This window comes from Photobacterium lipolyticum (assembly GCF_003026475.1).
GTDB lineage: Bacteria > Pseudomonadota > Gammaproteobacteria > Enterobacterales > Vibrionaceae > Photobacterium > Photobacterium lipolyticum.
The window spans coordinates 1-25,094 of the sequence record NZ_PYMC01000021.1 but is presented as its reverse complement, the minus strand read 5'-3'; the positions used below and the strand labels follow the sequence as shown (position 1 = coordinate 25,094).

21 protein-coding genes and 1 riboswitch are annotated in these 25,094 nt (G+C 46.3%); of the genes, 13 read left to right on the top strand and 8 right to left on the bottom strand.

The window, feature by feature from the left end:
* Positions 1 to 26: 26 nt before the first annotated feature.
* Positions 27 to 782 (bottom strand): amino acid ABC transporter substrate-binding protein, encoded by a 756-nt coding sequence (locus C9I89_RS19900; protein ID WP_107285069.1) that lies wholly within the window; start codon positions 780 to 782, stop codon positions 27 to 29.
* Between the two features lie 510 nt (positions 783 to 1,292).
* On the opposite strand from C9I89_RS19900, the gene dnaA reads away from it, so the two are divergent.
* The 5 genes from dnaA to ibpA all read left to right on the top strand — a co-directional run bounded on the left by dnaA (position 1,293) and on the right by ibpA (position 8,005).
* A complete protein-coding gene (dnaA, locus tag C9I89_RS19895) occupies positions 1,293 to 2,693 on the top strand; it encodes a chromosomal replication initiator protein DnaA (protein WP_107285068.1) in 1,401 nt (466 codons plus the stop codon).
* 1 nt (position 2,694) lies between these two features.
* The gene (gene dnaN, locus C9I89_RS19890; protein WP_107285067.1) at positions 2,695 to 3,795 is read left to right on the top strand and encodes a DNA polymerase III subunit beta; all 1,101 of its coding nucleotides are present in this window, start codon (positions 2,695 to 2,697) and stop codon (positions 3,793 to 3,795) included.
* Between the two features lie 3 nt (positions 3,796 to 3,798).
* Positions 3,799 to 4,878 carry a DNA replication/repair protein RecF gene (gene recF / locus C9I89_RS19885; protein WP_107285066.1) on the top strand — a complete coding sequence of 360 codons (1,080 nt, stop codon included), beginning with the start codon at positions 3,799 to 3,801 and terminating at the stop codon, positions 4,876 to 4,878.
* A 19-nt stretch (positions 4,879 to 4,897) separates the two neighbouring features.
* Positions 4,898 to 7,315 (top strand): DNA topoisomerase (ATP-hydrolyzing) subunit B, encoded by a 2,418-nt coding sequence (gene gyrB / locus C9I89_RS19880; RefSeq protein ID WP_107285065.1) that lies wholly within the window; start codon positions 4,898 to 4,900, stop codon positions 7,313 to 7,315.
* A 249-nt stretch (positions 7,316 to 7,564) separates the two neighbouring features.
* Positions 7,565 to 8,005 carry a small heat shock chaperone IbpA gene (gene ibpA / locus C9I89_RS19875; protein WP_107285064.1) on the top strand — a complete coding sequence of 147 codons (441 nt, stop codon included), beginning with the start codon at positions 7,565 to 7,567 and terminating at the stop codon, positions 8,003 to 8,005.
* Between the two features lie 265 nt (positions 8,006 to 8,270).
* Here ibpA and C9I89_RS19870 read toward each other — a convergent pair whose 3' ends face one another.
* The 3 genes from C9I89_RS19870 to glyQ all read right to left on the bottom strand — a co-directional run bounded on the left by C9I89_RS19870 (position 8,271) and on the right by glyQ (position 12,859).
* Entirely contained in the window at positions 8,271 to 9,521 is a 1,251-nt protein-coding gene (locus tag C9I89_RS19870; RefSeq protein ID WP_107285063.1) for a valine--pyruvate transaminase, read from the bottom strand.
* Between the two features lie 344 nt (positions 9,522 to 9,865).
* Entirely contained in the window at positions 9,866 to 11,938 is a 2,073-nt protein-coding gene (gene glyS, locus C9I89_RS19865; protein WP_107285062.1) for a glycine--tRNA ligase subunit beta, read from the bottom strand.
* 9 nt (positions 11,939 to 11,947) lie between these two features.
* The gene (gene glyQ / locus C9I89_RS19860; protein WP_107285061.1) at positions 11,948 to 12,859 is read right to left on the bottom strand and encodes a glycine--tRNA ligase subunit alpha; all 912 of its coding nucleotides are present in this window, start codon (positions 12,857 to 12,859) and stop codon (positions 11,948 to 11,950) included.
* A 300-nt stretch (positions 12,860 to 13,159) separates the two neighbouring features.
* Between glyQ and C9I89_RS19855 the strand changes: the two genes are divergently transcribed.
* The 3 genes from C9I89_RS19855 to C9I89_RS19845 all read left to right on the top strand — a co-directional run bounded on the left by C9I89_RS19855 (position 13,160) and on the right by C9I89_RS19845 (position 15,163).
* A complete protein-coding gene (locus C9I89_RS19855) occupies positions 13,160 to 13,852 on the top strand; it encodes a YiaD family glycine zipper/OmpA-like lipoprotein (protein WP_170107746.1) in 693 nt (230 codons plus the stop codon).
* Between the two features lie 99 nt (positions 13,853 to 13,951).
* A riboswitch (yybP-ykoY riboswitch) is annotated at positions 13,952 to 14,060 on the top strand.
* A 92-nt stretch (positions 14,061 to 14,152) separates the two neighbouring features.
* Complete coding sequence (locus C9I89_RS19850) at positions 14,153 to 14,710, top strand: TMEM165/GDT1 family protein (RefSeq protein WP_170107747.1); 558 nt, start codon at positions 14,153 to 14,155, stop codon at positions 14,708 to 14,710.
* A gap of 201 nt (positions 14,711 to 14,911) precedes the next feature.
* Complete coding sequence (locus tag C9I89_RS19845) at positions 14,912 to 15,163, top strand: hypothetical protein (protein WP_107285058.1); 252 nt, start codon at positions 14,912 to 14,914, stop codon at positions 15,161 to 15,163.
* A gap of 72 nt (positions 15,164 to 15,235) precedes the next feature.
* Here the strand turns inward: C9I89_RS19845 and tusA are convergent, their stop codons facing one another.
* Positions 15,236 to 15,487 carry a sulfurtransferase TusA gene (gene tusA, locus C9I89_RS19840; protein WP_107285057.1) on the bottom strand — a complete coding sequence of 84 codons (252 nt, stop codon included), beginning with the start codon at positions 15,485 to 15,487 and terminating at the stop codon, positions 15,236 to 15,238.
* Between the two features lie 140 nt (positions 15,488 to 15,627).
* Between tusA and C9I89_RS19835 the strand changes: the two genes are divergently transcribed.
* Together C9I89_RS19835 and C9I89_RS19830 are read left to right on the top strand one after the other, a co-directional pair.
* Positions 15,628 to 15,810 (top strand): hypothetical protein, encoded by a 183-nt coding sequence (locus C9I89_RS19835; RefSeq protein WP_107285056.1) that lies wholly within the window; start codon positions 15,628 to 15,630, stop codon positions 15,808 to 15,810.
* Positions 15,811 to 15,961: 151 nt separating this feature from the next.
* Complete coding sequence (locus C9I89_RS19830; RefSeq protein WP_107285120.1) at positions 15,962 to 16,903, top strand: LysR family transcriptional regulator; 942 nt, start codon at positions 15,962 to 15,964, stop codon at positions 16,901 to 16,903.
* A 104-nt stretch (positions 16,904 to 17,007) separates the two neighbouring features.
* Here C9I89_RS19830 and acuI read toward each other — a convergent pair whose 3' ends face one another.
* The 3 genes from acuI to fadB all read right to left on the bottom strand — a co-directional run bounded on the left by acuI (position 17,008) and on the right by fadB (position 21,525).
* The gene (gene acuI, locus C9I89_RS19825; protein ID WP_107285055.1) at positions 17,008 to 17,988 is read right to left on the bottom strand and encodes an acrylyl-CoA reductase (NADPH); all 981 of its coding nucleotides are present in this window, start codon (positions 17,986 to 17,988) and stop codon (positions 17,008 to 17,010) included.
* Between the two features lie 179 nt (positions 17,989 to 18,167).
* Positions 18,168 to 19,334, bottom strand: a complete 1,167-nt coding sequence (fadA, locus tag C9I89_RS19820) for an acetyl-CoA C-acyltransferase FadA (RefSeq protein ID WP_107285054.1) — start codon at positions 19,332 to 19,334, stop codon at positions 18,168 to 18,170.
* A gap of 16 nt (positions 19,335 to 19,350) precedes the next feature.
* Positions 19,351 to 21,525: a fatty acid oxidation complex subunit alpha FadB gene (fadB, locus tag C9I89_RS19815; RefSeq protein WP_107285053.1), complete on the bottom strand. Its 2,175-nt coding sequence runs from the start codon at positions 21,523 to 21,525 to the stop codon at positions 19,351 to 19,353.
* Positions 21,526 to 22,171: 646 nt separating this feature from the next.
* Between fadB and C9I89_RS19810 the strand changes: the two genes are divergently transcribed.
* The 3 genes from C9I89_RS19810 to hemG are packed head-to-tail and all read left to right on the top strand — an operon-like array spanning position 22,172 to position 24,830.
* Positions 22,172 to 22,795 (top strand): YigZ family protein, encoded by a 624-nt coding sequence (locus C9I89_RS19810; protein WP_211315282.1) that lies wholly within the window; start codon positions 22,172 to 22,174, stop codon positions 22,793 to 22,795.
* Positions 22,796 to 22,838: 43 nt separating this feature from the next.
* Positions 22,839 to 24,296 (top strand): TrkH family potassium uptake protein, encoded by a 1,458-nt coding sequence (locus C9I89_RS19805; protein WP_107285051.1) that lies wholly within the window; start codon positions 22,839 to 22,841, stop codon positions 24,294 to 24,296.
* A gap of 9 nt (positions 24,297 to 24,305) precedes the next feature.
* Positions 24,306 to 24,830, top strand: a complete 525-nt coding sequence (gene hemG, locus C9I89_RS19800) for a menaquinone-dependent protoporphyrinogen IX dehydrogenase (protein ID WP_107285050.1) — start codon at positions 24,306 to 24,308, stop codon at positions 24,828 to 24,830.
* Positions 24,831 to 25,094: the final 264 nt, after the last annotated feature.

Here is a 25,094-nt window from a genome sequence, read left to right as displayed (position 1 = left end):
TGCGAGCCTTTACTTAATGCTATCCGTTACTTGGTGATATCCGCATCAAACCATTTGATTGAGATATCTGTCAGCGTACCGTCTTCACGCATTGCGGTTAGGGCTTTGTTCACTTCATTACGAAGTGTTTCACCTTTCTCACCTTTTACGAAAGGCCAGGCGTTTTCGATGGTCTCAAACGGTTCGCCTGCAAGTTGCAGAGGCAGGTTCGCTTTTTTGATTAGCGCAACTGAAGAAAGGCGATCCATGACAAAGGCATCAGTACGGCCTAGTGCAACATCATGCTCGATACCTGTATCGTAGGTTTTGATGCTAATTTTGCCGTCTTTATCCAGTTCATGTAGCAGTTGTTCATAGTTTGAGCCTAAGTTCACGCCGACCGTTTTGCCTGCCAGATCGGCAGTGCTGCTGATACCAGTATTACCTTTGCGTACCACCAGCTGGGCACCGTCAATAACATAAGGCTGTGCAAATAGGTATTTAGCCTGACGCTCAGGTGTGATTGTTATTTGGTTTGAAATGGTATCGATACGACCGGTTTCTAGCAGACCAAACAAACCAGAGAAGCTGGCTGTTACGAATTCAACGTTATAGTCGTTACGTTTGCCGATTTCATTCCACAGATCAACTTCAAAGCCTTGCAGTTCATCTTGTTCTACAAATGTGAAAGGGAAATAGCGCCCGGACATCCCGACTTTCACGTCTGTCGCAGCCATGGCCGTTTGGCTGGCTGTAATCGTTAATGCTACAGCGGTGAATGTTGTCTTTATCCAGCTTTTCATTCGGTCTACTCCGTGGCTGACGGTGATGATTCTCTATTTACGTTATCCTACTTGGTTATATATGTTTTTTTTAAATAACTTGGAGTTATTTGACATAACAAATAGTTTTATCAGTATTCTCCTTCTTGCGCTTTCATGTAACGGTAATATTCAACCCAGCTCAAAATCGAGGATCATGTCTTTTGGTTTTGGCCGGGTATACCGGGCTTGCTATCAATGTCGGCCACTGTTGTTCCTTAGCAACATCGTCGTGAGTGAAACCGTTACCGGTAGGAGCGGGTAAATTGTCCGTATTATCTTGTGGAACCTGGATGAAGGTCGGAGCCATTGTTAATAGAATTGTGGGTAAGGGCTGGTAAAATTGTGCTGATCTTGGGGGTGCCTGTGCGATCTATGTGAATAAGTCTGATCTTATTCACTGGATCTTCGATCTCTTTGCTGGCGATCCTGCGCCAGCAGGTATAAAATTAGTTCCCTTTTTGTATTTTGTTATTCAGTGTGGAGTCGAATTTGTCATCTTCGCTTTGGTTGCAGTGCCTTCAACGCCTTCAGGAAGAACTCCCTGCAACAGAATTCAGCATGTGGATTCGACCCCTACAGGCAGAGTTGAACGATAATTCGTTGACCCTGTTTGCGCCTAACCGTTTTGTGCTTGATTGGGTACGGGATAAGTACCTTAATAATATCAACCGCCTGCTCAATGAGTTTTGTGGTAATGATATGCCGATTTTACGTTTTGAAGTTGGCAGTCGCCGGGTCGTCGCGCCGCCGCCTATGCCCGTTGCCGCCCCCGCTGCGGTATCACCAGCACCGACCGTGCATGATGAGCCACCTTCGCGATCATGGGAGCCGGCACCTTCTCCGGTACAGCCGGAATCGAAATCGGGTTACCGTTCGAATGTAAATCCAAAGCATAATTTTAATAATTTTGTCGAAGGCAAATCGAATCAGCTTGGTTTGGCCGCTTGTCGACAGGTTTCCGGTAACCCAGGGGCAGCCTATAACCCATTGTTCCTCTATGGCGGAACGGGGTTGGGCAAAACACATTTATTGCATGCCGTTGGTAATGCTATAGCCGATCGCAAGCCGAATGCTCGCGTGGTTTATATGCACTCTGAACGTTTTGTGCAAGATATGGTTAAAGCGCTGCAAAACAATGCGATTGAAGAATTTAAGCGTTATTACCGCAGTGTTGATGCATTATTGATTGATGATATTCAATTCTTTGCAAATAAAGAGCGTTCGCAAGAAGAATTTTTCCATACCTTCAATGCGTTGCTTGAAGGCAATCAGCAGATCATTCTGACTTCCGACCGCTACCCGCGTGAAATCAACGGGGTAGAAGATCGTTTGAAATCACGTTTCGGTTGGGGGTTAACCGTCGCGATTGAACCGCCGGAGCTGGAAACCCGAGTCGCAATTCTGATGAAGAAAGCGGAAGATCATAATATCCGCCTGCCTGATGAAGTGGCGTTCTTTATTGCCAAACGTCTTCGCTCTAATGTCCGTGAGCTTGAAGGGGCATTAAACCGCGTTATCGCCAATGCGAACTTCACCGGACGGGCTATTACGATTGATTTCGTGCGAGAAGCATTGCGTGACTTGTTAGCCCTGCAGGAAAAACTGGTAACGATTGATAATATTCAGAAGACCGTTGCCGAATACTATAAAATAAAGATGGCAGATATGCTGTCGAAGCGTCGTTCCCGCTCAGTGGCACGTCCGCGTCAGATGGCGATGGCCCTGGCAAAAGAATTAACCAACCACAGTCTTCCGGAAATCGGTGATGCTTTTGGTGGTAGAGACCATACCACTGTCTTACATGCCTGTCGTAAAATCGTACAGTTGCGAGAAGAAAGCCACGATATAAAAGAAGATTATTCAAACCTAATAAGAACATTGTCGTCTTGATATGAAATTTACCGTTGAACGCGAACATTTATTAAAGCCCCTGCAGCAGGTTTCTGGTGCACTGGGCGGCCGGCCTTCTCTGCCGATCCTGGGAAATATTCTGCTTCAGGTAGAATCTGGTTGCCTGTCGATGACAGGAACCGATCTGGAAGTAGAGCTGATTGCGAAGCTGGCTCTTGAAGCTGACTTCGAGCCGGGGGCGGTGACAGTCCCATCGCGTAAATTTCTTGATATCTGTCGTGGCCTGCCTGACGGCGCTAACATTGCGGTGTCGCTGGAAGGTGACCGCGTTCTTATCCGTTCCGGTCGTAGCCGCTATTCGTTATCGACGTTACCGGCAACAGACTTCCCAAATATCGATGACTGGCAGAGCGAGGTTGAATTTACCTTAGCTCAGGGCCGTATGCGCCAGCTGATCGACAGTACTCAATTTTCGATGGCCCATCAGGATGTACGTTACTACCTGAACGGTATGTTATTTGAAACGGAAGGTACGCACTTACGTTCAGTGGCTACCGATGGCCACCGTATGGCGGTGTGCGCGATTGATGTAGCGCAAGAGCTGACCTCTAAGCAAATTATCGTGCCGCGAAAAGGGGTCCTGGAGCTGGTTCGCTTATTGGATAATGCCGAGGCGATGGTTGATATTCAGATTGGTGGCTCGAATATTCGTGCCACAGTGAATAACTTTGTCTTCACTTCTAAACTGGTCGATGGTCGTTTTCCTGATTACCGCCGGGTCTTGCCGCAGAACAGTAATAAATTTGTTGAAGCTAGCTGCGATGAATTGCGTAAAGCATTTTCCCGGGCGGCGATTTTGTCGAATGAGAAATTTCGCGGTGTGCGGGTAAATATATCTAACGGTGAAATGCGCATTACCGCCAATAACCCCGAGCAGGAAGAAGCGGAAGAGTTTGTTGATGTAAATTATCAGGGTGATGATTTGGAGATTGGCTTTAATGTTAGCTACGTATTAGACGTGCTTAATACGTTGAAGTGTGAGCAAGTTCGTCTCTCGTTAACGGATGCGAATGCCAGTGCCTTGGTAGAAGACTGTGCTCACGATGAAGCCATGTACGTTGTGATGCCAATCAGATTATAAGGCATGGCACTTACCCGTTTAATCGTCAAAGATTTTCGAAATATTGAAGCTTGTGACTTAACCCTGTCTGCAAGCTTTAATTTTTTGGTTGGAGCAAATGGCAGCGGAAAAACCAGTGTATTGGAAGCCATTCATTATCTGGGCCACGGGCGTTCGTTTCGCAGCCATCTTACCAGTCGTGTGATCCGCCATGACCAACATGAATTGTTTATCCATGGCCGGGTTCAGACCGACAATAATTTAGAACTTCCGCTTGGTATCAATAAAAAACGAGACGGTACCACGGAAGTCAAAGTCGCCGGTGAAAGCGGCCAGAAACTGGCACAGCTGGCACAAGTATTACCGCTGCAATTGATCACTCCTGAAGGGTTTGAATTGTTGATCGGCGGTCCGAAATATCGCCGTGCATTTATTGATTGGGGCGTTTTTCATGTTGAACCTCAGTTTTATAATGCCTGGAGCCGGATAAAACGCCTGACCAAGCAGCGCAATGCGCTGTTAAAAACGGCCCGTAGTTACCGTGAACTCAGTTACTGGGATCAAGAGCTGGCGACATTGGCCGAAGAGATCAGTGTATGGCGTAACTGCTATTTAAAGGCAGTAAAACAGAAAGCGGCTGAAATATGTCAGGGCTTTTTGCCTGAATATGATATCCAGCTGACTTATTATCGTGGCTGGGAAAAAGAAACACCCTATGCTGAGCTGTTAAAGCGTAATTTTGAACGTGATTGTCAGCTCGGCTATACCGCAAGCGGCCCCCATAAAGCTGATTTGCGAATGAAGGTTGCTGGTACGCCTGTTGAAGATGTGTTGTCCCGAGGGCAGCTGAAATTAATGGTGTGTGCGCTACGTTTAGCGCAGGGGCTCCATTTAACAGAAGCGACCGGCAAGCAGTGTATTTACCTTATTGATGATTTTGCTTCCGAGCTGGATAGCCATCGGCGTGCGCTGTTAGCGCAACGGTTAAAAGAAACCAGCGCCCAGGTTTTCATTAGTGCGATCAGCGATGAGCAAATCGCGGAAATGCATGATGAAAATGGCAAGATGTTTCATGTGGAACACGGTAAAATAACCGCAGGATAATTTAAGCGAGAGTAACTCAATGTCCAACAATTACGATTCATCAAGCATCAAGGTGCTTAAAGGCCTTGATGCTGTACGTAAGCGCCCAGGGATGTATATTGGCGATACAGATGACGGTACTGGCTTGCACCATATGGTGTTTGAGGTCGTCGATAACTCTATCGATGAAGCTCTTGCTGGTCACTGTGAAGATATTATTATCACGATTCATGAAGATAATTCTGTTTCTGTGAGCGATGATGGCCGTGGTATTCCTACCGACCTTCACGAAGAAGAAGGTGTGTCTGCCGCTGAAGTTATCATGACAGTACTGCATGCCGGCGGTAAGTTTGATGATAACTCATATAAAGTATCGGGTGGTCTTCACGGGGTCGGTGTTTCGGTTGTTAACGCCCTGTCTGAAAAAGTAGAACTGACGATTAATCGTCACGGCTATATTCACCATCAAATTTATCATCACGGTGTGCCTGATGCCCCTCTTGCTGTTATTGGTGAAACGGACAAGACCGGTACACGAATTCGTTTCTGGCCAAGTGAAGATACGTTTACCAATGTCGTCTTCCACTATGAGATTTTAGCGAAGCGTCTGCGTGAATTGTCGTTCCTGAACTCTGGCGTATCCATCAGATTGATTGATGAGCGTGAGGAAGGTAAACAAGACCATTTCATGTATGAAGGTGGTATCAGAGCGTTCGTTGAACACCTGAATCGTAACAAAACACCGATTCATTCAAAAGTTTTCCACTTCGATTTTGAACGTGAAGATGGTATTGCGGTTGAAGTCGCAATGCAGTGGAACGATGGTTTTCAGGAAAACATTTACTGCTTTACCAACAATATTCCACAGCGTGATGGCGGTAGCCACTTAGCCGGTTTCCGTGGCGCACTGACTCGTACGTTGAATACCTTTATGGATAAAGAAGGTTATTCGAAGAAGGCGAAAACCGCGACCTCTGGTGATGATGCGCGTGAAGGTCTGACGGCGGTTGTTTCGGTAAAAGTACCTGATCCAAAGTTCTCTAGTCAGACTAAAGACAAGCTGGTTTCGAGTGAAGTGAAACCAGCGGTTGAATCTGCAATGGGTGAGAAGCTAAGTGAATTCTTACTTGAAAACCCGTCTGATGCAAAAATCGTTTGTTCAAAAATTATTGATGCATCACGTGCGCGTGAAGCGGCACGTAAAGCGCGTGAAATGACGCGCCGTAAAGGTGCCCTCGATCTCGCAGGCCTGCCAGGTAAGCTTGCTGATTGTCAGGAAAAAGATCCGGCTCTTTCTGAACTATACATAGTGGAAGGGGACTCTGCTGGCGGTTCAGCCAAGCAGGGGCGCAATCGTAAAAATCAGGCTATTTTGCCGCTGAAAGGTAAAATTCTTAACGTAGAGAAAGCGCGTTTCGATAAGATGCTTTCATCGCAAGAAGTAGCAACCTTAATTACAGCGATGGGCTGTGGTATTGGCCGTGACGAATATAACCCGGATAAACTGCGCTACCACAATATCATCATCATGACCGATGCCGATGTCGATGGTTCGCACATCCGTACGCTACTGTTGACCTTCTTCTATCGTCAGATGCCAGAGTTGATCGAACGTGGTCACATCTATATTGCCCAGCCACCGCTTTACAAAGTGAAGAAAGGGAAGCAAGAGCAGTACATCAAAGATGATGATGATATGAACCAGTATCAGGTTTCTCTGGCGCTGGATAATGCATCTCTGTTTGCCACTGAAGGCGCACCTGCTATTGCTGGCCTTGCGTTGGAAGAGTTGGTGAAACAATACAATGCTGGAATGAAGCTGGTGGATCGTATGAGCCGTCGCTATCCATTATTGATGCTAAATGAGTTTGTTTATCAACCGCGTCTTGCTGTTGATATGCTGGCTGATGAAGCGACGGTTGAGGCATGGACCAAGCCGTTAGTTGCTGCATTGAATGACAAGCAATCGGGTGAAAGCCAGTACAGCTTCGAGGTTATTCGCGATGAAGAGAACAATGTATTCTTACCGAAAGTGATTGTTCGCACTCATGGTGTGGAATATGACTATGCGTTGAGCTACGACTTATTGAATTCAAAAGAGTACGGCAAGCTTGCAGATCTTTCTGAAGCATTGCATGGCCTGCTTGAAGAGAGTGCTTATGTTCAACGCGGTGAGCGTAAGCAACCGATAGCTAGCTTCAAGGAAGGCTTAGATTGGTTGATTAAAGAATCACGCCGTGGTCTGTCACTTCAGCGCTATAAAGGTTTGGGTGAGATGAACCCTGAACAGCTTTGGGAAACAACGATGGATCCTGAATCACGCCGCATGCTGCAAGTTACTATCAACGATGCAGTCGCTGCTGATGAACTGTTCACGACTTTGATGGGTGATCAGGTTGAACCTCGCCGTCACTTCATTGAAGAGAACGCACTGAAAGTGGCGAATCTAGACGTATAGATTATGACGTTCAGTTGATTAGTGATAAAAACGCCGCTTTCTAGCGGCGTTTTTTTATGGGAATGATCCTAAGAAACGAGAGACAATTATTTTTATATTTACTCTTGGAAAACGCGAAGACCATCCCTATATCTAGTTATGAAGAGCAAGACGCCTGATTCAGGGTCATGCGACAGGTTTGTCCAATAGCGGAAAACCACTTCACCACATAAATGTATTATTTATTGCTTCATTAGAAGGATAGTTATTATGCGCAACCTAGATTTCACTCCTCTTTACCGTTCTGCAATTGGCTTTGATCGTCTGTTCAATCAAATGGAACAAAATGTCAGTAACCCGAATGCCGGTTACCCTCCATATAACATTGAGCAACAAGACGAGAATCACTACCGCATCACTATGGCCGTTGCCGGTTTTGCTGATGAGCAGCTGGATATTACCCAGCAGCAAAATAAGCTGATTGTACGTGGTGTTCGTGAAACTGAAAGCAAAGAAGAGCGCCATTATCTCTACCAGGGTATTGCTGAACGCGACTTTGAGCGTAAATTCCAATTAGCGGATTACGTCAAAGTAATCGGTGCTAAGATGGTCAATGGTTTACTTCATATTGATCTCGAGCGTGAAATCCCTGAAGAGCAGAAGCCGAGAAAAATTGCTATTAACGGCAGAAACCTGATTGAAGGTGAATAGCACATTAGTGTGAGTCACTTCGTTTAGAGTAGTTGAAGGTCAGCATATGCTGGCCTTTTTGATCTTTACCGGGCTCATGAATAATCGGTAGTTACTTTATCTATAGCTCTATGCTGAGTGTTACAAGCGGGGGGGGGGGATGAAGATCAGCTGTTTCACGTGGAACACTGACAGCCAGCCTTGCTTCTCATACAAGCTTAAACATAATCAGGGAGTGGTAATTGTCGTGGAAAGGCAGTGTTGTCATACCGCCTGTCACAAAAAATCATGCTTCAGCGTAGGCTGTCGCGACTTCTTCAGCAATGATTGCAATGCCTTTTTTCATATCAGCATCATTCTGGACATAGTTCATCCGCAGGCATTCATGGCCATGTTGCCAATCAGCGTCTAAACCAATAAAGAAATACTCACCAGGAACAATTAACACCCCGCGGGCTTTAAGCCGGCGATAGAGCTCCATCGTCGTAATGGGTAATTCCTTAAACCATAACCACAGGAACATCGCACCTTCCGGTTTATGGATGCGAAAGCGTTCATCATTAATGGCGGTTTGTAATAACTCGACAGCATGCTGTGATTTACGTTGATAGAACGGTTTAATTACCTGTTCGCTGAGTGCTAATAAATCCTGCTTTTCAATCATCTTATTGACGATTGCAGGACCAATACCGCCAGGCGCCAGGCTGAGCACACCATTCATGTTTGTAATAGCTGTGGTGATTTCTTCACTCGCAATGACAATGCCGCAGCGAACACCCGGTAAACCGAGCTTAGATAAACTCATGCAAAGAATAGTGTTGTCATTCCAGAAAGGGGTGACATCGGCAAAGATAATATCTGGGAACGGTATGCCATAGGCATTATCAATGATCAGGGGAATATCATGCAGCCGGGCCAGTTCATCCAAATGATGGATCTCTTCGTCGGTGAGTACATTACCGGTCGGGTTGGTTGGCCGAGAAGCACAAATAGCACCGATGCTGTTATCAACGATGAGTTCGTTAAAATTGATGTGGTATTTGAACTGACCATTGTCGAGTAAGCATATCTCCGGGCGGTAAGAGATAAACATGTCATCACTCAGGCCAGAGTCGCCATAGCCAATATACTCCGGAGCCAGAGGTAATAAAATTTTCTTCCGGCTGCCATCTGGAAAATCACCGGCAAGCAGATTGAATAAGTTAAAAAAAGCACTTTGGCTGCCATTAGTCAGAGCTATATTTTTTGCTGTGATATCCCAATCATATGTTTCTCTGAGCAAATCGGCGAGGGCATTAAGAAAGGTATTTTTACCTTGTGGTCCATCGTAATTAGTCATTGCCGCCGTAAGCTCACCGGTGTCGAGCATTTCTTTGGCAACACCATTAAAATAATCCACCATGGCTGGTATTTGGGCTGGGTTGCCACCACCAAGCATGATTGCGTCAGGATTTCTTAAACCGTCATTGAGATCATCCATTAGCTGGGTAATACCTGAATAACGAGCAAACTTGTCTCCGAATGTAGAAAACTCCATGTGCACTTCCGACCTCAGTATCTTGTTCTTATCATTTACTTGTTAAATGTCTGTATAGATTGCATTCAGTTGTCAACATACATGATTGTACCGCAGAGGGAAAGAATAAGAACTCACCAAGTATGTTCGCTAATTGTTTCATGTGAAACAGTCATAAAATGGAGGTTGCACAAATATATTTTGGGTGTAGCCGATGTTGAAACTCTACAATGAGGTATGATTAAAGCGGTGTTTCACGTGGAACCGTGAGGTTATGTTTAGCGGTGAGTGACGTATGCATTAGTGAATGGAACACAAACAAAAACCCCATACCGGTGTATGGGGTTTGAGTCTGTTATCCGTGATTATTTCTGCAGGAGTGAAATATCAGCGACTTTCAGGAATTCATTACGAAGCAGGTTTAGCATTGTCAGACGGTTAACTTTTAGTTTCTCGTCATCAGCCATTACCATGACATTATCAAAGAAGGCATCCACGGATTCGCGTAGAGTTGCAAGCTCAGATAGCGCTTGCTGGTAATCACCTTCGGCAAAGATTGGTGCCAGGGTTGCTATCACAGCATCCACTTTTTCTGCTAGTGCCTTTTCGGCATCTTCGATCAGCAGTGTGCTATCGATAGCGGCAGGTAATTCACCATCGAATTTCGCCAAGATGTTACCGACACGCTTATTTGCGGCTGCTAATGATTCTGCAGCTTCTAAAGAACGGAAGTGAGTCACCGCTTTTACACGCTTATCAAAATCAGCTGGTTGAGTTGGTCGACGAGCCAGTACTGACTGAATAACATCAACGCTATGGCCTTCGTCTTGATACCAGGCGCGGAAACGGCCCAGCATGAAGTCGATAACATCAGCTTCAACGTTGTGGTTTGTTAGCTTGTCTCCGAATAGCTCTTTAGCTTTAGTGATCAGGACAACTAAATCCAGTTTGTAGCCTTTCTCAACAATGATGCGAAGCGCACCCAGCGCTGCTCGACGCAGTGCGAATGGGTCGTTTGCACCTTTAGGATGCAGACCGATACCGAAGATCCCCACTAGCGTGTCAATCTTATCCGCGAGTGCTACCGTAGCGGCCACATCCGATTTCGGTAGGTCATCACCCGCGAAACGAGGCATGTACTGCTCGTTCAGCGCAACCGCAACGTCTTCGTGCTCACCATCAAGGCGAGCATAGTGCATGCCCATTACACCTTGAGTATCTGTGAACTCAAATACCATTGAAGTCATCAGGTCGCATTTAGACAACAGGCCGGCACGCTCGGCGTGCTCTGCATTTGCACCGATCAGATGAGCAATAAATCCTGACATTGCCGTGATGCGGTCAGTTTTATCACGCAGGGTACCCAGCTGCTTCTGGAACAGAACGGTTTCCAGCTCAGGAAGTCGTTCAACCAGTGCACGCTTGCGATCAGTCTTGAAGAAGAACTCAGCATCAGCAAGACGAGGGCGAACAACTTTCTCGTTACCTTCGATGATTTGACGCGGATCTTTCGACACGATGTTAGAAACGAAAATAAACTTAGGTACAAGGTTGCCTTCAGCGTCGTATACCGGGAAGTATTTCTGGTCACCTTTCATGGTGTAAACCAATGCTTCAGAAGGCACGTTTAAGAAGTCTTCTTCAAATGAAGCTGTTAATACAACAGGCCATTCAACCAAAGAGGTTACTTCTTCAACTAACTCGTCTTCAAGATCGGCAATACCACCGACTTCAAGCGCTGCTTTCTTCGCACCTTCAAGGATGATTGCTTTGCGCGCATCGTAATCAGCTATGACTTTGCCGCGTTCTTCAAGAACCGCCGGATATTGATCAGCATTGTCGAGAGTGAACTCAGCTTCACCCATGAAGCGGTGACCACGAATAGTACGCGCTGAATCAACACCAAGAATGTGACCGGTGATCAGTTCGTCACCTAACAACATCGTTAGGGTTTTAACCGGGCGGATAAATTGTGTTTCTTTGTCACCCCAACGCATTGGTTTAGGGATAGGCAGTTTAGCAAGTGCTGCGGCAGCGAGGTCTGAAAGCAGCTCTTGTGCAGGCTTACCTTTCACTTCCTGCTTGTACAGTAGCCATTCGCCTTTATCTGTTTTCAGACGCTCAGCCTGGTCAACAGTAATACCATTACCGCGAGCCCAGCCTTGCGCAGCTTTAGTCGGATTACCTTCTGCATCAAAGGCTGCAGCAATAGCCGGACCACGTTTCTCTACGACTTTATCTGCTTGGCCGGCTGCCAGTGCAGTGACTTTTAGTGCCAGACGACGAGGAGCCGCAAACCATTTAATGCCCTGGTGAGCAAGGTCGGCAGCTTTTAGCTCTGCTTCAAAGTTTGCCGCAAATGCTTCGGCAAGGGTACGCAGGGCTTTGGGAGGAAGCTCTTCGGTACCTAATTCAATAAGGAAATTTTTCTCGGTCATGCTACGTCCTTACTTCTCTTTTTTGCACATAGGGAAGCCAAGGGCTTCACGGGATGCGTAGTAAGCTTCAGCAACTTGTTTAGTCAGGTTGCGAATACGCAGGATGTAACGCTGACGCTCGGTAACCGAGATCGCTTTACGTGCATCAAGAAGGTTGAACGCGTGACCTGCTTTTAGAATACGCTCGTAGGCTGGAAGTGAAAGTGGGTTTTCAAGCTCCAATAGTTCCTTACACTCTTTTTCGCACTGGTCGAAGAAAGAGAACAGGAAGTCTACGTCTGCGTGCTCAAAGTTATATGTTGATTGCTCGACTTCATTTTGGTGAAAGATATCGCCATAGGTCACTTTACCTAATGGGCCATCAGTCCATACCAGATCGTAGACTGAATCAACGTTCTGGATGTACATCGCCAAACGTTCAATACCGTAAGTGATTTCACCGGTTACAGGTTTACACTCAAGACCACCAACCTGCTGGAAGTAAGTAAACTGTGTTACTTCCATGCCGTTAAGCCAAACTTCCCAGCCAAGACCCCAGGCGCCCAATGTCGGGTTTTCCCAGTTGTCTTCTACAAAACGGATGTCGTGCACTTGAGTGTCGATACCTAATACTTCAAGTGAGCCTAGGTAGAGTTCCTGAATGTTGTCCGGTGATGGCTTTAACATTACCTGGAACTGGTAATAGTGCTGTAGACGGTTAGGGTTTTCACCGTAACGGCCGTCAGTTGGGCGGCGAGATGGTTGAACATACGCTGCTGCAATAGGTTCTGGACCCAGAGCTCGAAGACATGTCATTGGGTGAGAGGTACCTGCACCTACTTCCATGTCTAAAGGTTGTACAATGGTACAACCCTGCTGGCCCCAGTAATCCTGCAGCGCGAGGATCATGCCCTGAAAGGTTTTAATATCATATTTCTGCATTGTCAGCTTCGCGAAATTAGTGGATTAAAAGTAATTTGTGTAACAATCGAGTATACATTGCATGGCATTTTCCGAGTAGGGCCAGTGCATGTTTTTTATCCATCTTTAGTGGATTTGCCTAAATATTTTGGCGTATTAACGGGCTTTACTATCTGGCCGATGAATAATTGACATTGTTCTGATGTATTGAATTCTTCAATTCTTTAGAATGATACGGGTTTCTGCACGGAGTTATATGCCGTACATTATTAATGTTAGTAACAATCACATCGATCGTAAATCGAGAACAGGGACAAGAGAATGACTATGATTTTTTCTGTGGCATCTAATAAATGGGTGCGCTCTGCTATTTTTGCAGTGGCAACATCTGTTGTCGCTACGGGGTGTACAACCGTTAATCCTTATACCCGTGAAGATCAAACAGCCAAATCAACCAGTGGCGCACTGATTGGTGCTGTTGCGGGCGCGGCTATTGGTGTGGCTTCTTCCAGTAAGAGTGATCGCGGTAAAGGTGCACTGATTGGTGCGGCCTCCGGCGCGGCATTAGGCGGTGGTATTGGTTATTACATGGATGTCCAGGAGACGAAACTGCGTCAGCAGTTAGAATCAACGGGCATTAGTGTTACCCGAGACGGTGATAACATTGTACTGAATATGCCAAATGAAATTACCTTCGGGGTTGATAAGTCAGACTTAAGCTCCCGAGCGATGAATGCATTGCACAATGTGGCGTTGGTAGCAAAAGAATACGATAAGACCATGCTCAATGTTTATGGCTTTACAGATAGCACCGGTTCTGAATCTTACAATTTGCGTCTTTCTCAGGTGCGAGCAGGTGAAGTGAGCAATTACCTGATCCGAGATGGCGTAACTGCAAACCGGGTTGTATCAAAGGGGATGGGTGAAGCTCATCCTATCGCCTCCAATAAGACAACGCAGGGGCGTGCAGAAAACCGTCGTGTCGAAATTGTATTGAGTCCAACGGCAGGCTAATTTGCTCTTTTTGTTGTCAGCCGGTGATATTGGCTGGCAACGTCTTCCCACTACTGCTTTCATCTCTGACTTGATCCTTAGTTACTATCTGGTTATTATCCACTCTCCTTTGGGGAGTAGCCTCTCGATCTATCGAGATAATCGTCAACATACTTGAAGCAAAATCTTCATGGCGATTATGACTCACATTCATCCTGCTGGTGAGTTTGGCGAGACCATTGGTAAATCCGCATGAACCGGGGTGGGGCGTGTGTATTTACCTGTGGTTCTAATAAATATCCTCGCCCCAAAGAGCATGTCGTGAGTGTGTTAGCCGTATCTATTACTACTGTTGCTTTAGCTGAGATTGGTGACAAAACCCAATTATTATCTCTGCTGTTAGCCAGTCGCTACCGTAAACCTGTACCGATTATTTTAGCCATTTTTCTCGCCACGATTGCCAACCATGCGTTGGCTGCCTGGTTGGGTGTTGTGGTGGCTGATTACCTGACTCCGGATGCGTTAAAATGGGTGCTTGTGATCAGTTTTGTCTTAATGGCCGGTTGGATCCTGATCCCGGATAAGCTCGATGATGATGAAAACATATCGAATCGAGGCCCTTTTGTGGCCAGTTTTATTGCGTTTTTTATTGCCGAGATAGGTGATAAAACCCAGGTTGCCACAACGATGTTAGGGGCTAAGTATAGTGATGCGCTATTGCTTGTTGTCATGGGGACGACGATCGGAATGTTGCTGGCGAATGTTCCCGTCGTCTTGATTGGCAAGCTGTCTGCAGATCGTATGCCGCTGGGGTTGATCCGTAAGGTAACGGCGACACTGTTTGCTGGTCTTGCGGTCACCGCGGTATTTGGTTTGTAAACGCATTACCAGTCATTGGCGCTGATATTTGAATAGAGCGAGGCGTTTCACGTGGAACACTTAATACCACAACCGGCATAATATACTCGTTAACTATCAAGTTATTATAACGAGCAACTGAACTGTGATATTAGCCGTGGTGCACAAAATATCGCCATGATATGGTGGTGATCGTTACAGAGTTTAATCGCAGGAGGGGATATGACCCGATTTATCGCTATTTCACCGCAAAGCCAATGCTGGCTATTTAATATTGCCTTAGCACTCAACATATTGGGTATGATGCTGACCGATATGTGGTTGCCGATGGTGGTCGGAGCGATTATAACGACCTATTTATCCGTCGATGCCTGGGTGCGATTACGTTACGTTATTCCGATGAAAAAAGAAATTCGCGAGTTACGCCATGAGTTAGAACAGGCACGCAAAGAGGTTCGTGATAGCTGCCAGTAAAGAAGGGTTATCGAGCGGTATCACATGGCGAAACGTTGAATAGCAAAAAGGCAGCTCTGGGAGCTGCCTTTTTTAATTCTCAGTTCCTTTACGGATCAGAAAACGATAAGGAATATTATCCGTGTCTGCCGCTATCAGGGTGTGATCCATAAAACGACAAAAACTAGGGATATCTCGGGTTGTTGAGGGATCATCAGCCAGTACCAGCAAGGTGTCCCCTTCTGCCATTTTTCTTACGGTCTTGCGCACCATCATTACTGGCTCTGGACAACGCAATCCTTGTGCTTCCAGGTTATGAGTTGGGTTTTTAAAAATTGCTTTCATAACATACACATTCTGTTTTGGAGCCTTCGATCATACTTATGGATAAGAATTAATCAATAAGGGTTGGCAAATCAAAGTGAATTGTGTAACTTATTTAACAGGGTATTAACGTTTGTCTTCTGAAGGATTAGGAGGTTCTTATGTTGACTCAAATTGATCGCCTGACAATTTATTGCGTGCTGTGCTTTATTACTTTTTGCTCTCTCGTTTTACGCAGCCCAAATAATCTGAGCATTTTCGCGCTGGGAGGGTTGATTGCTGCTGCGCTGGGACTTTGGTTTGAATTAACCAATTCACCGGATCTCGAAGAGGAAGAAACTTAACTTTTTTGACCACCGAATACTACACATCTACTACACTCTCCCCTGTTTCTTGGGCTTACCCGCTTTTTTGCGGGATTTTTTTTATCTGGGCCTTCATAATTACCGGGATCCTGATAATGAAGTGGTTATTGCTAAGCGAGTGACGTTTGATATGGAGCTTGAAGAAGTCTACCGCCGTGATTTGAATTTACTGGTGGCGTTAAAAGTTCTGCTTGAAGAATGCAGTGTCAGTCGGGCTGCGGTCAGGCTCAGTCTCAGCCAGTCAGCGATGAGTCGGGTATTGGGGCGGTTACGGGATTTACTGGGTGATCCGCTTTTTACCCGACAAGGGCAGCATCTTATCCCTACCCAAAGGGCATTGGAGCTCAATGAATCACTTAATGATCCGCTGGAAGCATTACGTATTCTTCTCACTCCCAGTGATTTCCGTCCGGAATTATGCGATCAGCGTTTTGTTATCGCCACTACCGATTACGCAATGCAGACAATCTTGCCGTTTGCTTTGCCTCGAATTTATGAGGAAGCTCCTAATATATCGTTGAAATTCGAACCTTTACAGCATGATCATTTACTGAGCCAGTTAACCACCGATGGCTGTGATATGGCAATTTGCCGTCCAACCGGCCCTGTTGATCCCTTGTGCCGTGATAACCTTGGTCTGGTGAGTGTATTTTGCCTGCTGTCAAAAAATCATCCGATGGCCGATCAGCTCCTGACCCTGGATGATTATTTAACGTTTCCCCATGCGATGATTGCGATCAGTGACGGGGTTAAATCCCTGATTGATGAATCTTTGCGAGGCTATCGCCAGCGCAAGATGGTACTGCGGGCTTATCATTTGGAAGCTGCATTGGCTATCGTGGATAAAATGCCGCTCATTATTACGGTGCCGGCGGATTTGGCGTATTTAGTGGCGGAAAAGCATAATTTGGTGATTAAGTCTTTGCCGTTTGAATTCAAGCCGTTTGACTACTCGCTGATTTGGCACCAGCGCTGTGAACATTCAGCCTCACAGATTTGGTTGCGTAATCTGATCAAAGAAGAGTGTGGACGCCTGATTGATAAGCGGATCCATGATATGGGACTGGCTTAGACGTTCTGAACATATGCCGCTATTGTGGGGCTGGGAAAACCGGTACTGAATGGGTAGGTACAAAAAAGGCCAGCAATAGCTGGCCTGGGTAGTCATTGTCTTCTTTATAGCTTGATCACGACACGGCCAGTGATCTGACCATTAGTAATAGCTTCGGCACATTCAGCAACTTGTTCTAATTCCACTTCTCGGCAAGCTTGTTGGTAGTAACTGGCCGGTAGTAATTCTGTTAAACGTTGCCATGCCTGCTGGCGCCTTTCGAATGGGCACGAGACCGAATCGACACCCTGTAGTCTTACATTTCGAAGAATGAAAGGCATAACCGTGGTGGGTAAATCAAAACCACCCGCCAGACCGCAAGCGGCAACAGCGCCGTTGTAATCCATTTGCGCCAGGACTTTTGCCAGTACTTTACTCCCGACAGTATCAACGGCACTTGCCCATACTTGTTTTTCTAATGGGCGGGCCGGCTCTTCAAATTCACCACGTTCGATGATACGGGCAGCGCCCAGTTCTTTGAGTAACGGGCCATTTTCAGCCGATCGGCCAGTGACGGCTGCAACTTGATAGCCGAGTTGAGCCAGTAGAGTGACGGCAACCGAGCCCACACCACCACTTGCGCCAGTAACCAGTACTTCACCGGCATCAGGTGTAACACCCGCATCGACCAATGCTTGTACACAAAGCATGGCGGTTAGACCGGCTGTACCAATCATCATGGCTTGCTTGCCATCTAAATTCGCAGGTAAGGGAACTAACCAGTCAGCTTTCAGGCGCGCTTTTTCTGCCATACCGCCCCAGTGGCCTTCGCCGACGCCCCAGCCAGTCAGTACAACCTGATCGCCAGCCTGGTAGCGGTCATCACTTGATTCCAGTACGCGACCGGTTAAGTCGATACCCGGCACCATCGGGAACTGGCGCACAATACGGCCTTTACCTGTGATGGCTAAACCATCTTTGTAGTTAAGAGAAGAGTAATCAACACTGACTAATACTTCACCTTCAGGCAGCTGAGATTCGTCAATTTGACGGATATCAGCAATGGTTTGTTTCTCTTCCTGATCAAGAACGAGTGCCTTAAACATAGATGTGCTCCGGGTATAAATCAAAGGGCCGTAAATATGGACAGAGTGTAGTCGTGATAAGGCCATGAATAAAATGAAACTTCATCATTTCATCTATGCATGAAATGCATGTGTAGTTTGAACAAATGGGGGGATCACAAAAAAAGCCCGCAAAATGCGGGCTAAGTATTTGTTACTGGCTATTCAACGCGTTCGAAGATAGTGGCGATGCCCTGACCTAAGCCAATGCACATGGTGGCAAGACCAAACTGAACATCGTGGTGCTCCATCTGGTTGATTAGCGTGGTTGATATACGAGAACCCGAGCAACCGAGCGGATGACCCAATGCAATCGCGCCGCCATTAAGGTTCACTTTCTCATCGACTTTATCAAGCAAGCCAAGATCTTTCGCACATGGTAAAGACTGAGCGGCAAAGGCTTCATTTAGTTCCACCATGCCAATATCATCCATGCCTAGACCGGCACGTTTCAACGCTTTCTGTGCAGCAGGAACCGGGCCATACCCCATGATCGAAGGATCACAGCCTGCAATGGCCATTGATTTCACGCGGGCACGAATAGTGAGCCCCAGCTCCTTCGCGCGGCTTTCACTCATTACCAGCATGGCTGAAGCACCATCTGACAACGCAGATGACGAGCCGGCTGTTACTGTACCGTTAACCGGATCAAATACCGGGCGTAGTGCAGATAAGCCTTCTACGGTGGTTTCCGGGCGAATGACTTCATCGTAGTCATATAGCTTTAGTACACCGTTTTCGTCATGACCTTCAATTGGCAGGATTTCATTTTTAAACCGTCCTTCAATCGTTGCCGCATGAGCGCGCCGGTGAGAACGTGCGGCGAATTGATCTTGCATTTCACGACTGATCCCATGCATGCGGCCGAGCATTTCAGCCGTTAAGCCCATCATGCCAGCAGCTTTTGCGACGGACTTTGATATGCCCGGATGGAAATCGACACCGTGGCTCATTGGTACATGACCCATGTGCTCAACACCGCCAATGATGCAAGTGTCTGCATCGCCAACCATAATGGCACGGGTTGCATCATGCAGTGCCTGCATGGAAGATCCACACAGGCGGTTTACCGTTGTTGCACCAACAGTGTGTGGAATGCCGGCTAAAAGCGATGCATTACGTGCTACGTTGAAGCCTTGTTCTAGCGTCTGCTGTACACAACCCCAGTAAATATCTTCAATGGAATTCGGATCCAGTTGGGGGTTACGGCTGATTAATCCTTTCATCAGGTGCGCAGACAGATCTTCAGCACGTACATTTCGAAAGGCACCAGCTTTAGATCGCCCCATCGGCGTACGGATGCAATCAACAATTACTACGTTATTCATTTTTTATCCCTCATCCTTAAGCGTTTGCTTGTGCTGTATCTTGCATCGAATAGTAGCTTTCACCTTTGGCTGCTTTATCACGCAGACCGGCCGGTACTTCATAAACGGCACCGAGATGCGCAAACTTATCTGTCATGGCGACATATTCAGCCAGACCCAGAGTATCGATGTAGCGGAATACCCCGCCGCGGAAAGGAGGGAAACCTATGCCATACACCAGCGCCATATCGGCTTCGGCCGGGGTTGCAATAATACCTTCTTCCAGACAACGAACGACTTCGTTAATCATCGGGATCATCATACGGGCAATAATATCGTCACTGGTGAACGTTGTTGCTGGGCCCGAAACTGGTGCGAGCAGGTCAGCCACGTCTGGATCAATGCTCATCTTCGGCTTACCGCGGCGATCGACAGAATAGGCGAAGAAACCTTTACCATTCTTCTGTCCAAAGCGTTGTGCTTCAAACATCACGTCAACAGCATCTCTGTAATCTTTGCTCATGCGGGTCGGGAAACCTTCCGCCATAACCGCGTGAGCATGGTGAGCGGTATCAATACCAACCACATCTAACAGATAAGCAGGACCCATTGGCCAGCCGAATTGTTTCTCCATGATTTTGTCGACGGCCGTGAAGTCAGCACCGTCACGCAGCAGCAGACTAAAGCCCGCAAAATAAGGAAACAGTACACGGTTGACGAAGAACCCCGGGCCGTCATTTACGACGATAGGAGATTTACCCATCTTTGCCGCATAGGCGACAACACGTGAAATGGTTTCTTCTGACGTGTGTTCACCTCGAATGATTTCCACTAATGGCATCCTGTGAACGGGATTGAAGAAGTGCATACCGCAGAAGTTTTCAGGACGCTTGAGAGACTTCGCCAGTAAGTTAATTGGAATTGTTGATGTATTAGAGGTGATCACTGTGTTGTCTGTTACTTTATCTTCGACTTCCGCTAAGACTGCGGCTTTAACTTTTGGGTTCTCGACGACGGCTTCAACAACGATATCGGCATCTTCTGCGTCTGCATAGTGCAGGCTTGGAGTGATACCTGACAGTACTTTGGCCATTTTGATACCATCAATCCGGCCCCGTTCCAGTTGTTTGTTCAGCAATTTTGCGGCTTCGTTCATTCCCAGTTCAAGAGAAGAAACGGCAATATCTTTCATCAGCACCGGTACGCCTTTAAGCGCAGATTGATAGGCGATGCCTCCTCCCATAATCCCTGCACCAAGAACGACTCCCTTGGTTGTTGGCTGGCCTTCTTTGGCGGCTTTCTTCGCTTTGCCTTTGATGTATTGATCATTAAGGAAAATCCCAACCAGAGCCTGGGCGACCTCCGTTTTCGCGAGTTTTACGAAGTGCTTGTTTTCAACCGCTAATGCTTCGTCACGATGCATTCTGGCTGCTTCTTCAATGGTAGCAACGGCCGCCATCGGAGCCGGATAGTGCGGGCCGGCAACCTGTGTCACCATACCTTTGGCTATGGTAAAGCACATTGTTGCTTCAATTTTGTTGAGTGTTAGCGGGGCCTTTTTCTGCTCACGACGGCCTTGCCAGTCCAATTTCCCGGCAATGACATCTTTCATCATTGTCACTGCTGCTTCTTTCAGCGCTTGTGGTGCAACAACGGCATCAACTAAACCAAGCTTTAAGGCATCTTGGGCTTTTTTATCTTTACCTGCGGTAATGATTTCCATCGCGGGATCAGCCCCGATCAGGCGTGGCAGACGTACCGTACCGCCGAAGCCTGGCATGATTCCGAGTCGGGTTTCTGGCAAGCCAATACGCGCAGTGGTATCAGCCAGGCGGAAATCCGTGGCAAGAACACATTCACAGCCGCCGCCAAGTGCATGGCCGTTTATGGCAGAAAGGGTCGGTACGGGTAGATCTTCTAATTTATTAAAGATGTCATTGGCTCGGGTCAGCCATTGGGACAACTCGTCCGCAGGTTTGGCAAACAAGCCAAGAAACTCTGTGATATCAGCACCTACAACAAATGCATCTTTATCTGAGGTAAGCAGCAGGCCTTTAAGGTCTGTTTGCTGATAAAGGGCATTTAAGGCTTCGTTAAAGCATTCCAGGGTTTTTAGATCGAATTTGTTAATCGAGCCTGGAGCGTTGAGGTTAAGTTCCGCAATACCATCTTCCAGATAGCGAACGGATAGGGTTTCACCTTGGTAAATCATGTTCTATCTCCGTGATTTCCGGTTCTGTGCCAGATTTGATTTTACTGGTTTGACCTGTAACCAGATTAGAGATAAGTTTGAACCCCTCACGCAACTATTTCAACACTTATTTAAAACAATTGTTTAACTTTTCGTGTTGGGGATAATTGGTATGGCTTGTTGAGCTACGCATGTGATTGAAATAAAATGCTTTATATTTATGTTGAGCTTGGTTAAAGAGTGAGCAACTGTTGGCTTTCTGTTAATTTTATTGCGTATCCTGAAGTCGAAGTGTTTGGGTGCGAGCGTTTGTTGCGTGTATTTATTTATGGCGAAGGCGGGTGTGAATAAAGTCGACAGTCCGGTTAATATCAATTTAAGCTCAAAAGACGATTTTGCGTACAGGTTACCGTTTGACTTCAGTGATTTTCCTGCTGCACATATTATATTCGCCTAGTCATAACTATAGGTAAGCCAGCGGCTGTTCTTGTGTATTACGCTGATTGGAATGGAAACGGCTTGGTGAGCGAGCCGGCTAATTGTTGTATCTGGCTGATTGTTTTTCTTTATGTATATTTTTTTACAACCATATTGAATTTGTTGCGGCTTGTGTTGTGGTATCCTGCGCGATTATTTTCATCTGGATTTTACTGGTAGTCACCCAATGATGGAATGTGAACCTTATTTAGTGCCAGCGGCTGAAGCAAGCTTTGAAGAAGAAATAAAGAAAAGTCGTTTCATCACCTATTTGGCGCACACTTCAACAGTCGATACTGCGAAAGCTTTTGTTAGAGGTATCAAAGTTAAGCACAGTGGTGCTCGGCATCACTGCTGGGCCTTTGTAGCTGGACGGCCAACGGATTCGATGAAATGGGGGTTCAGTGATGATGGTGAACCATCTGGAACGGCGGGTAAACCCATTCTTGCCCAGTTAGCGGGGTCCGGCGTCGGCGAGATCACTGCTGTGGTTACCCGTTATTCCGGTGGGATTAAATTAGGAACTGGTGGGCTCGTCAAAGCCTATGGTGGTGGCGTCCAGCAAGCCTTAACTGTGCTGCAAACCAAAGAAAAGGTAATAACTTCGGAACTCAGCCTGAGCTGTGAGTATAATCAGGTTTCATTGGTCGAGTCGTTGCTGGCAGAATATGCAGGGATTCAGCTTCGTGCTGATTATGGCAACCAGGTCGACATGACAATTGAACTTGGTAGCCGTTTGGTGAAAGAGTTTTCAGCGAAACTCACTAATCGCAGTGGTGGCCGAATCATACTAACCACCGGTTCCGATAATTAATCGCACTCTATAATCGTTTTTAAGGATGAGAGCCGACTAGGCCATGCAGTTTCGATCTATCATCAGAATCGTGGGGCTATTGCTCGCGTTATTTAGTGTCACCATGCTTGCACCTGCTTTGGTCGCCTTGATCTACCGGGATGGTGCTGGCTTTCCATTTGTTGTCACGTTCTTCCTACTGTTTGCTGGTGGAGCTTTGTTATGGCTTCCCAACCGGCGTCATCGTCATGAGCTGAAAGCGCGAGATGGTTTCTTAATTGTTGTTTTATTCTGGACTGTAATCGGTAGTGCCGGTGCCGTTCCTTTTATATTGGCTAAAACCCCCGATTTGTCCCTCACCGATTCATTTTTTGAATCCTTTTCTGCCTTAACGACGACAGGGGCTACGGTGATCGTCGGGCTGGATTATTTACCTAAGGCCGTTCTGTTTTATCGCCAGTTACTGCAATGGTTCGGTGGGATGGGGATCATTGTATTGGCGGTTGCTATTTTACCGGTGCTGGGGATCGGTGGAATGCAGTTATATCGGGCAGAAATTCCGGGTCCGGTCAAAGACAGTAAAATGACACCGCGGATCGCAGAAACAGCGAAAGCACTTTGGTATATCTACTTAGCGTTGACTGTCAGTTGTGCTGGTGCATTTTGGATGGCTGGCATGACTATGTTTGATGCTATCTCCCATAGTTTTTCAACTGTCGCCATTGGTGGCTTTTCAACTCACGATGCCAGTATGGGGTACTTTAATAGCTCCACTATTAACCTTATTACAGTGGTCTTCTTACTTATATCCGGCTGTAACTTTTCACTGCACTTTGCCGCATTTGCTAATGGTGGGATCCATCTTCGTACCTACTGGCGAGATCCTGAATTCAGAGCCTTTTTGGCTGCTCAATTGATACTGTTCTTAATATGCTTTGGTATGCTATTGCAGCACCATTCATACGATTCTTATTATGATGCGTTTGATCAGGCTTTATTCCAGACAGTTTCAATCTCGACGACCGCGGGTTTTACTACCACTGGATTCTCAGATTGGCCGTTGTTCTTACCTGTACTTTTATTGTTTTCATCTTTTGTTGGTGGCTGTGCGGGCTCAACGGGTGGCGGTATGAAAGTGATTCGGATGCTGTTGCTGCTATTGCAAGGTGTTCGAGAGCTTAAACGTCTGGTACACCCACGTGCGGTGTATACCATCAAGCTTGGCAGTAAAGCTTTGCCACAGCGAGTGGTTGATGCGGTCTGGGGCTTTTTCTCAGCTTATGCTCTCGTATTTGTTATTTGTATGCTGGCATTAATTGCGACAGGGCTGGATGAACTTACGGCATTCTCTGCTGTTGCCGCGACTTTAAATAACCTGGGGCCTGGTTTGGGGGAAGTGGCGGTGCATTTTGGTGAAATTAACTCATCAGCTAAGTGGGTACTCATTATCTCAATGCTATTTGGCCGTTTAGAAGTATTTACTTTACTTGTTTTGTTTACGCCGACATTTTGGCGTAATTAAGGAGAGGTTGTGGAAAAAGTTTTACTACTTCACTCAAGTACAGAAGGGCAAACAATTAAAATTCTTCATTATATAAAGGAGGAATTACGTGATAGTTGTGAGTGCGAATTGCAGGACCTTCACTCATTGCCTGCTGTTGATTTTTCTCAATACGATCGTGTGCTGATTGGTGCATCCGTTCGTTATGGTCATTTAAACAAAAAATTGTATCAGTTTATTACCCAAAATCAGCAACAATTAGAGCTGCATAAAGTAGGTTTCTTCTGTGTGAATCTTACTGCTCGTAAAGAAGGTAAGAATACGCCTGAAACTAGCGTATATATGCGGAAGTTTTTACAGAAATCATTATGGCAACCTAAAATACTGGCTGTGTTTGCTGGTGCACTACGTTATCCACGTTATAACTGGTTTGATCGCACCATGATTAGATTCATAATGAAGATGACCGGAGGAGAGACTGATACAGCAAAAGAGGTGGAATATACAGATTGGGACAAAGTATCTCTCTTTGCAGCCCAGTTTAAGCGGTTCTAAGAGTACATTTCGACTGTTTAGTGTGTTTTTTGTTCGAACTGTCAGTTTTCCTGAGTTTATTTCAAAACACCCCTTGCCAATGTGATCGAACTCTCTATAATGCGACCTCACTGACACGGAGCACGGCAACTTAAGCCGGTAACCACTCAGTATGTTCTTTAACAATTTGACCATGCAATCTGTGTGGGCACTCGTGAAATGATTAGTCAAAAAGATTTATCAATGAACTGAGTGACCGAACGATATGGTTCCTGCAGAGGAATG

What these genes read in the sequence shown, in the direction of transcription:
- gyrB (WP_107285065.1), top strand. Translation starts at nt 4,898, where the DNA reads ATGTCCAACAATTACGATTCATCAAGCATCAAGGTGCTTAAAGGCCTT.
- C9I89_RS19805 (WP_107285051.1), top strand. Translation starts at nt 22,839, where the DNA reads ATGCAGTTTCGATCTATCATCAGAATCGTGGGGCTATTGCTCGCGTTA.
- C9I89_RS19810 (WP_211315282.1), top strand. Translation starts at nt 22,172, where the DNA reads ATGGAATGTGAACCTTATTTAGTGCCAGCGGCTGAAGCAAGCTTTGAA.
- glyS (WP_107285062.1), bottom strand. Translation starts at nt 11,938, where the DNA reads ATGACCGAGAAAAATTTCCTTATTGAATTAGGTACCGAAGAGCTTCCT.
- C9I89_RS19900 (WP_107285069.1), bottom strand. Translation starts at nt 782, where the DNA reads ATGAAAAGCTGGATAAAGACAACATTCACCGCTGTAGCATTAACGATT.
- glyQ (WP_107285061.1), bottom strand. Translation starts at nt 12,859, where the DNA reads ATGCAGAAATATGATATTAAAACCTTTCAGGGCATGATCCTCGCGCTG.
- C9I89_RS19835 (WP_107285056.1), top strand. Translation starts at nt 15,628, where the DNA reads ATGTTGACTCAAATTGATCGCCTGACAATTTATTGCGTGCTGTGCTTT.
- acuI (WP_107285055.1), bottom strand. Translation starts at nt 17,988, where the DNA reads ATGTTTAAGGCACTCGTTCTTGATCAGGAAGAGAAACAAACCATTGCT.
- C9I89_RS19845 (WP_107285058.1), top strand. Translation starts at nt 14,912, where the DNA reads ATGACCCGATTTATCGCTATTTCACCGCAAAGCCAATGCTGGCTATTT.
- dnaN (WP_107285067.1), top strand. Translation starts at nt 2,695, where the DNA reads ATGAAATTTACCGTTGAACGCGAACATTTATTAAAGCCCCTGCAGCAG.
- tusA (WP_107285057.1), bottom strand. Translation starts at nt 15,487, where the DNA reads ATGAAAGCAATTTTTAAAAACCCAACTCATAACCTGGAAGCACAAGGA.
- recF (WP_107285066.1), top strand. Translation starts at nt 3,799, where the DNA reads ATGGCACTTACCCGTTTAATCGTCAAAGATTTTCGAAATATTGAAGCT.
- ibpA (WP_107285064.1), top strand. Translation starts at nt 7,565, where the DNA reads ATGCGCAACCTAGATTTCACTCCTCTTTACCGTTCTGCAATTGGCTTT.
- C9I89_RS19870 (WP_107285063.1), bottom strand. Translation starts at nt 9,521, where the DNA reads ATGGAGTTTTCTACATTCGGAGACAAGTTTGCTCGTTATTCAGGTATT.
- C9I89_RS19855 (WP_170107746.1), top strand. Translation starts at nt 13,160, where the DNA reads ATGACTATGATTTTTTCTGTGGCATCTAATAAATGGGTGCGCTCTGCT.
- C9I89_RS19830 (WP_107285120.1), top strand. Translation starts at nt 15,962, where the DNA reads ATGGAGCTTGAAGAAGTCTACCGCCGTGATTTGAATTTACTGGTGGCG.
- fadA (WP_107285054.1), bottom strand. Translation starts at nt 19,334, where the DNA reads ATGAATAACGTAGTAATTGTTGATTGCATCCGTACGCCGATGGGGCGA.
- fadB (WP_107285053.1), bottom strand. Translation starts at nt 21,525, where the DNA reads ATGATTTACCAAGGTGAAACCCTATCCGTTCGCTATCTGGAAGATGGT.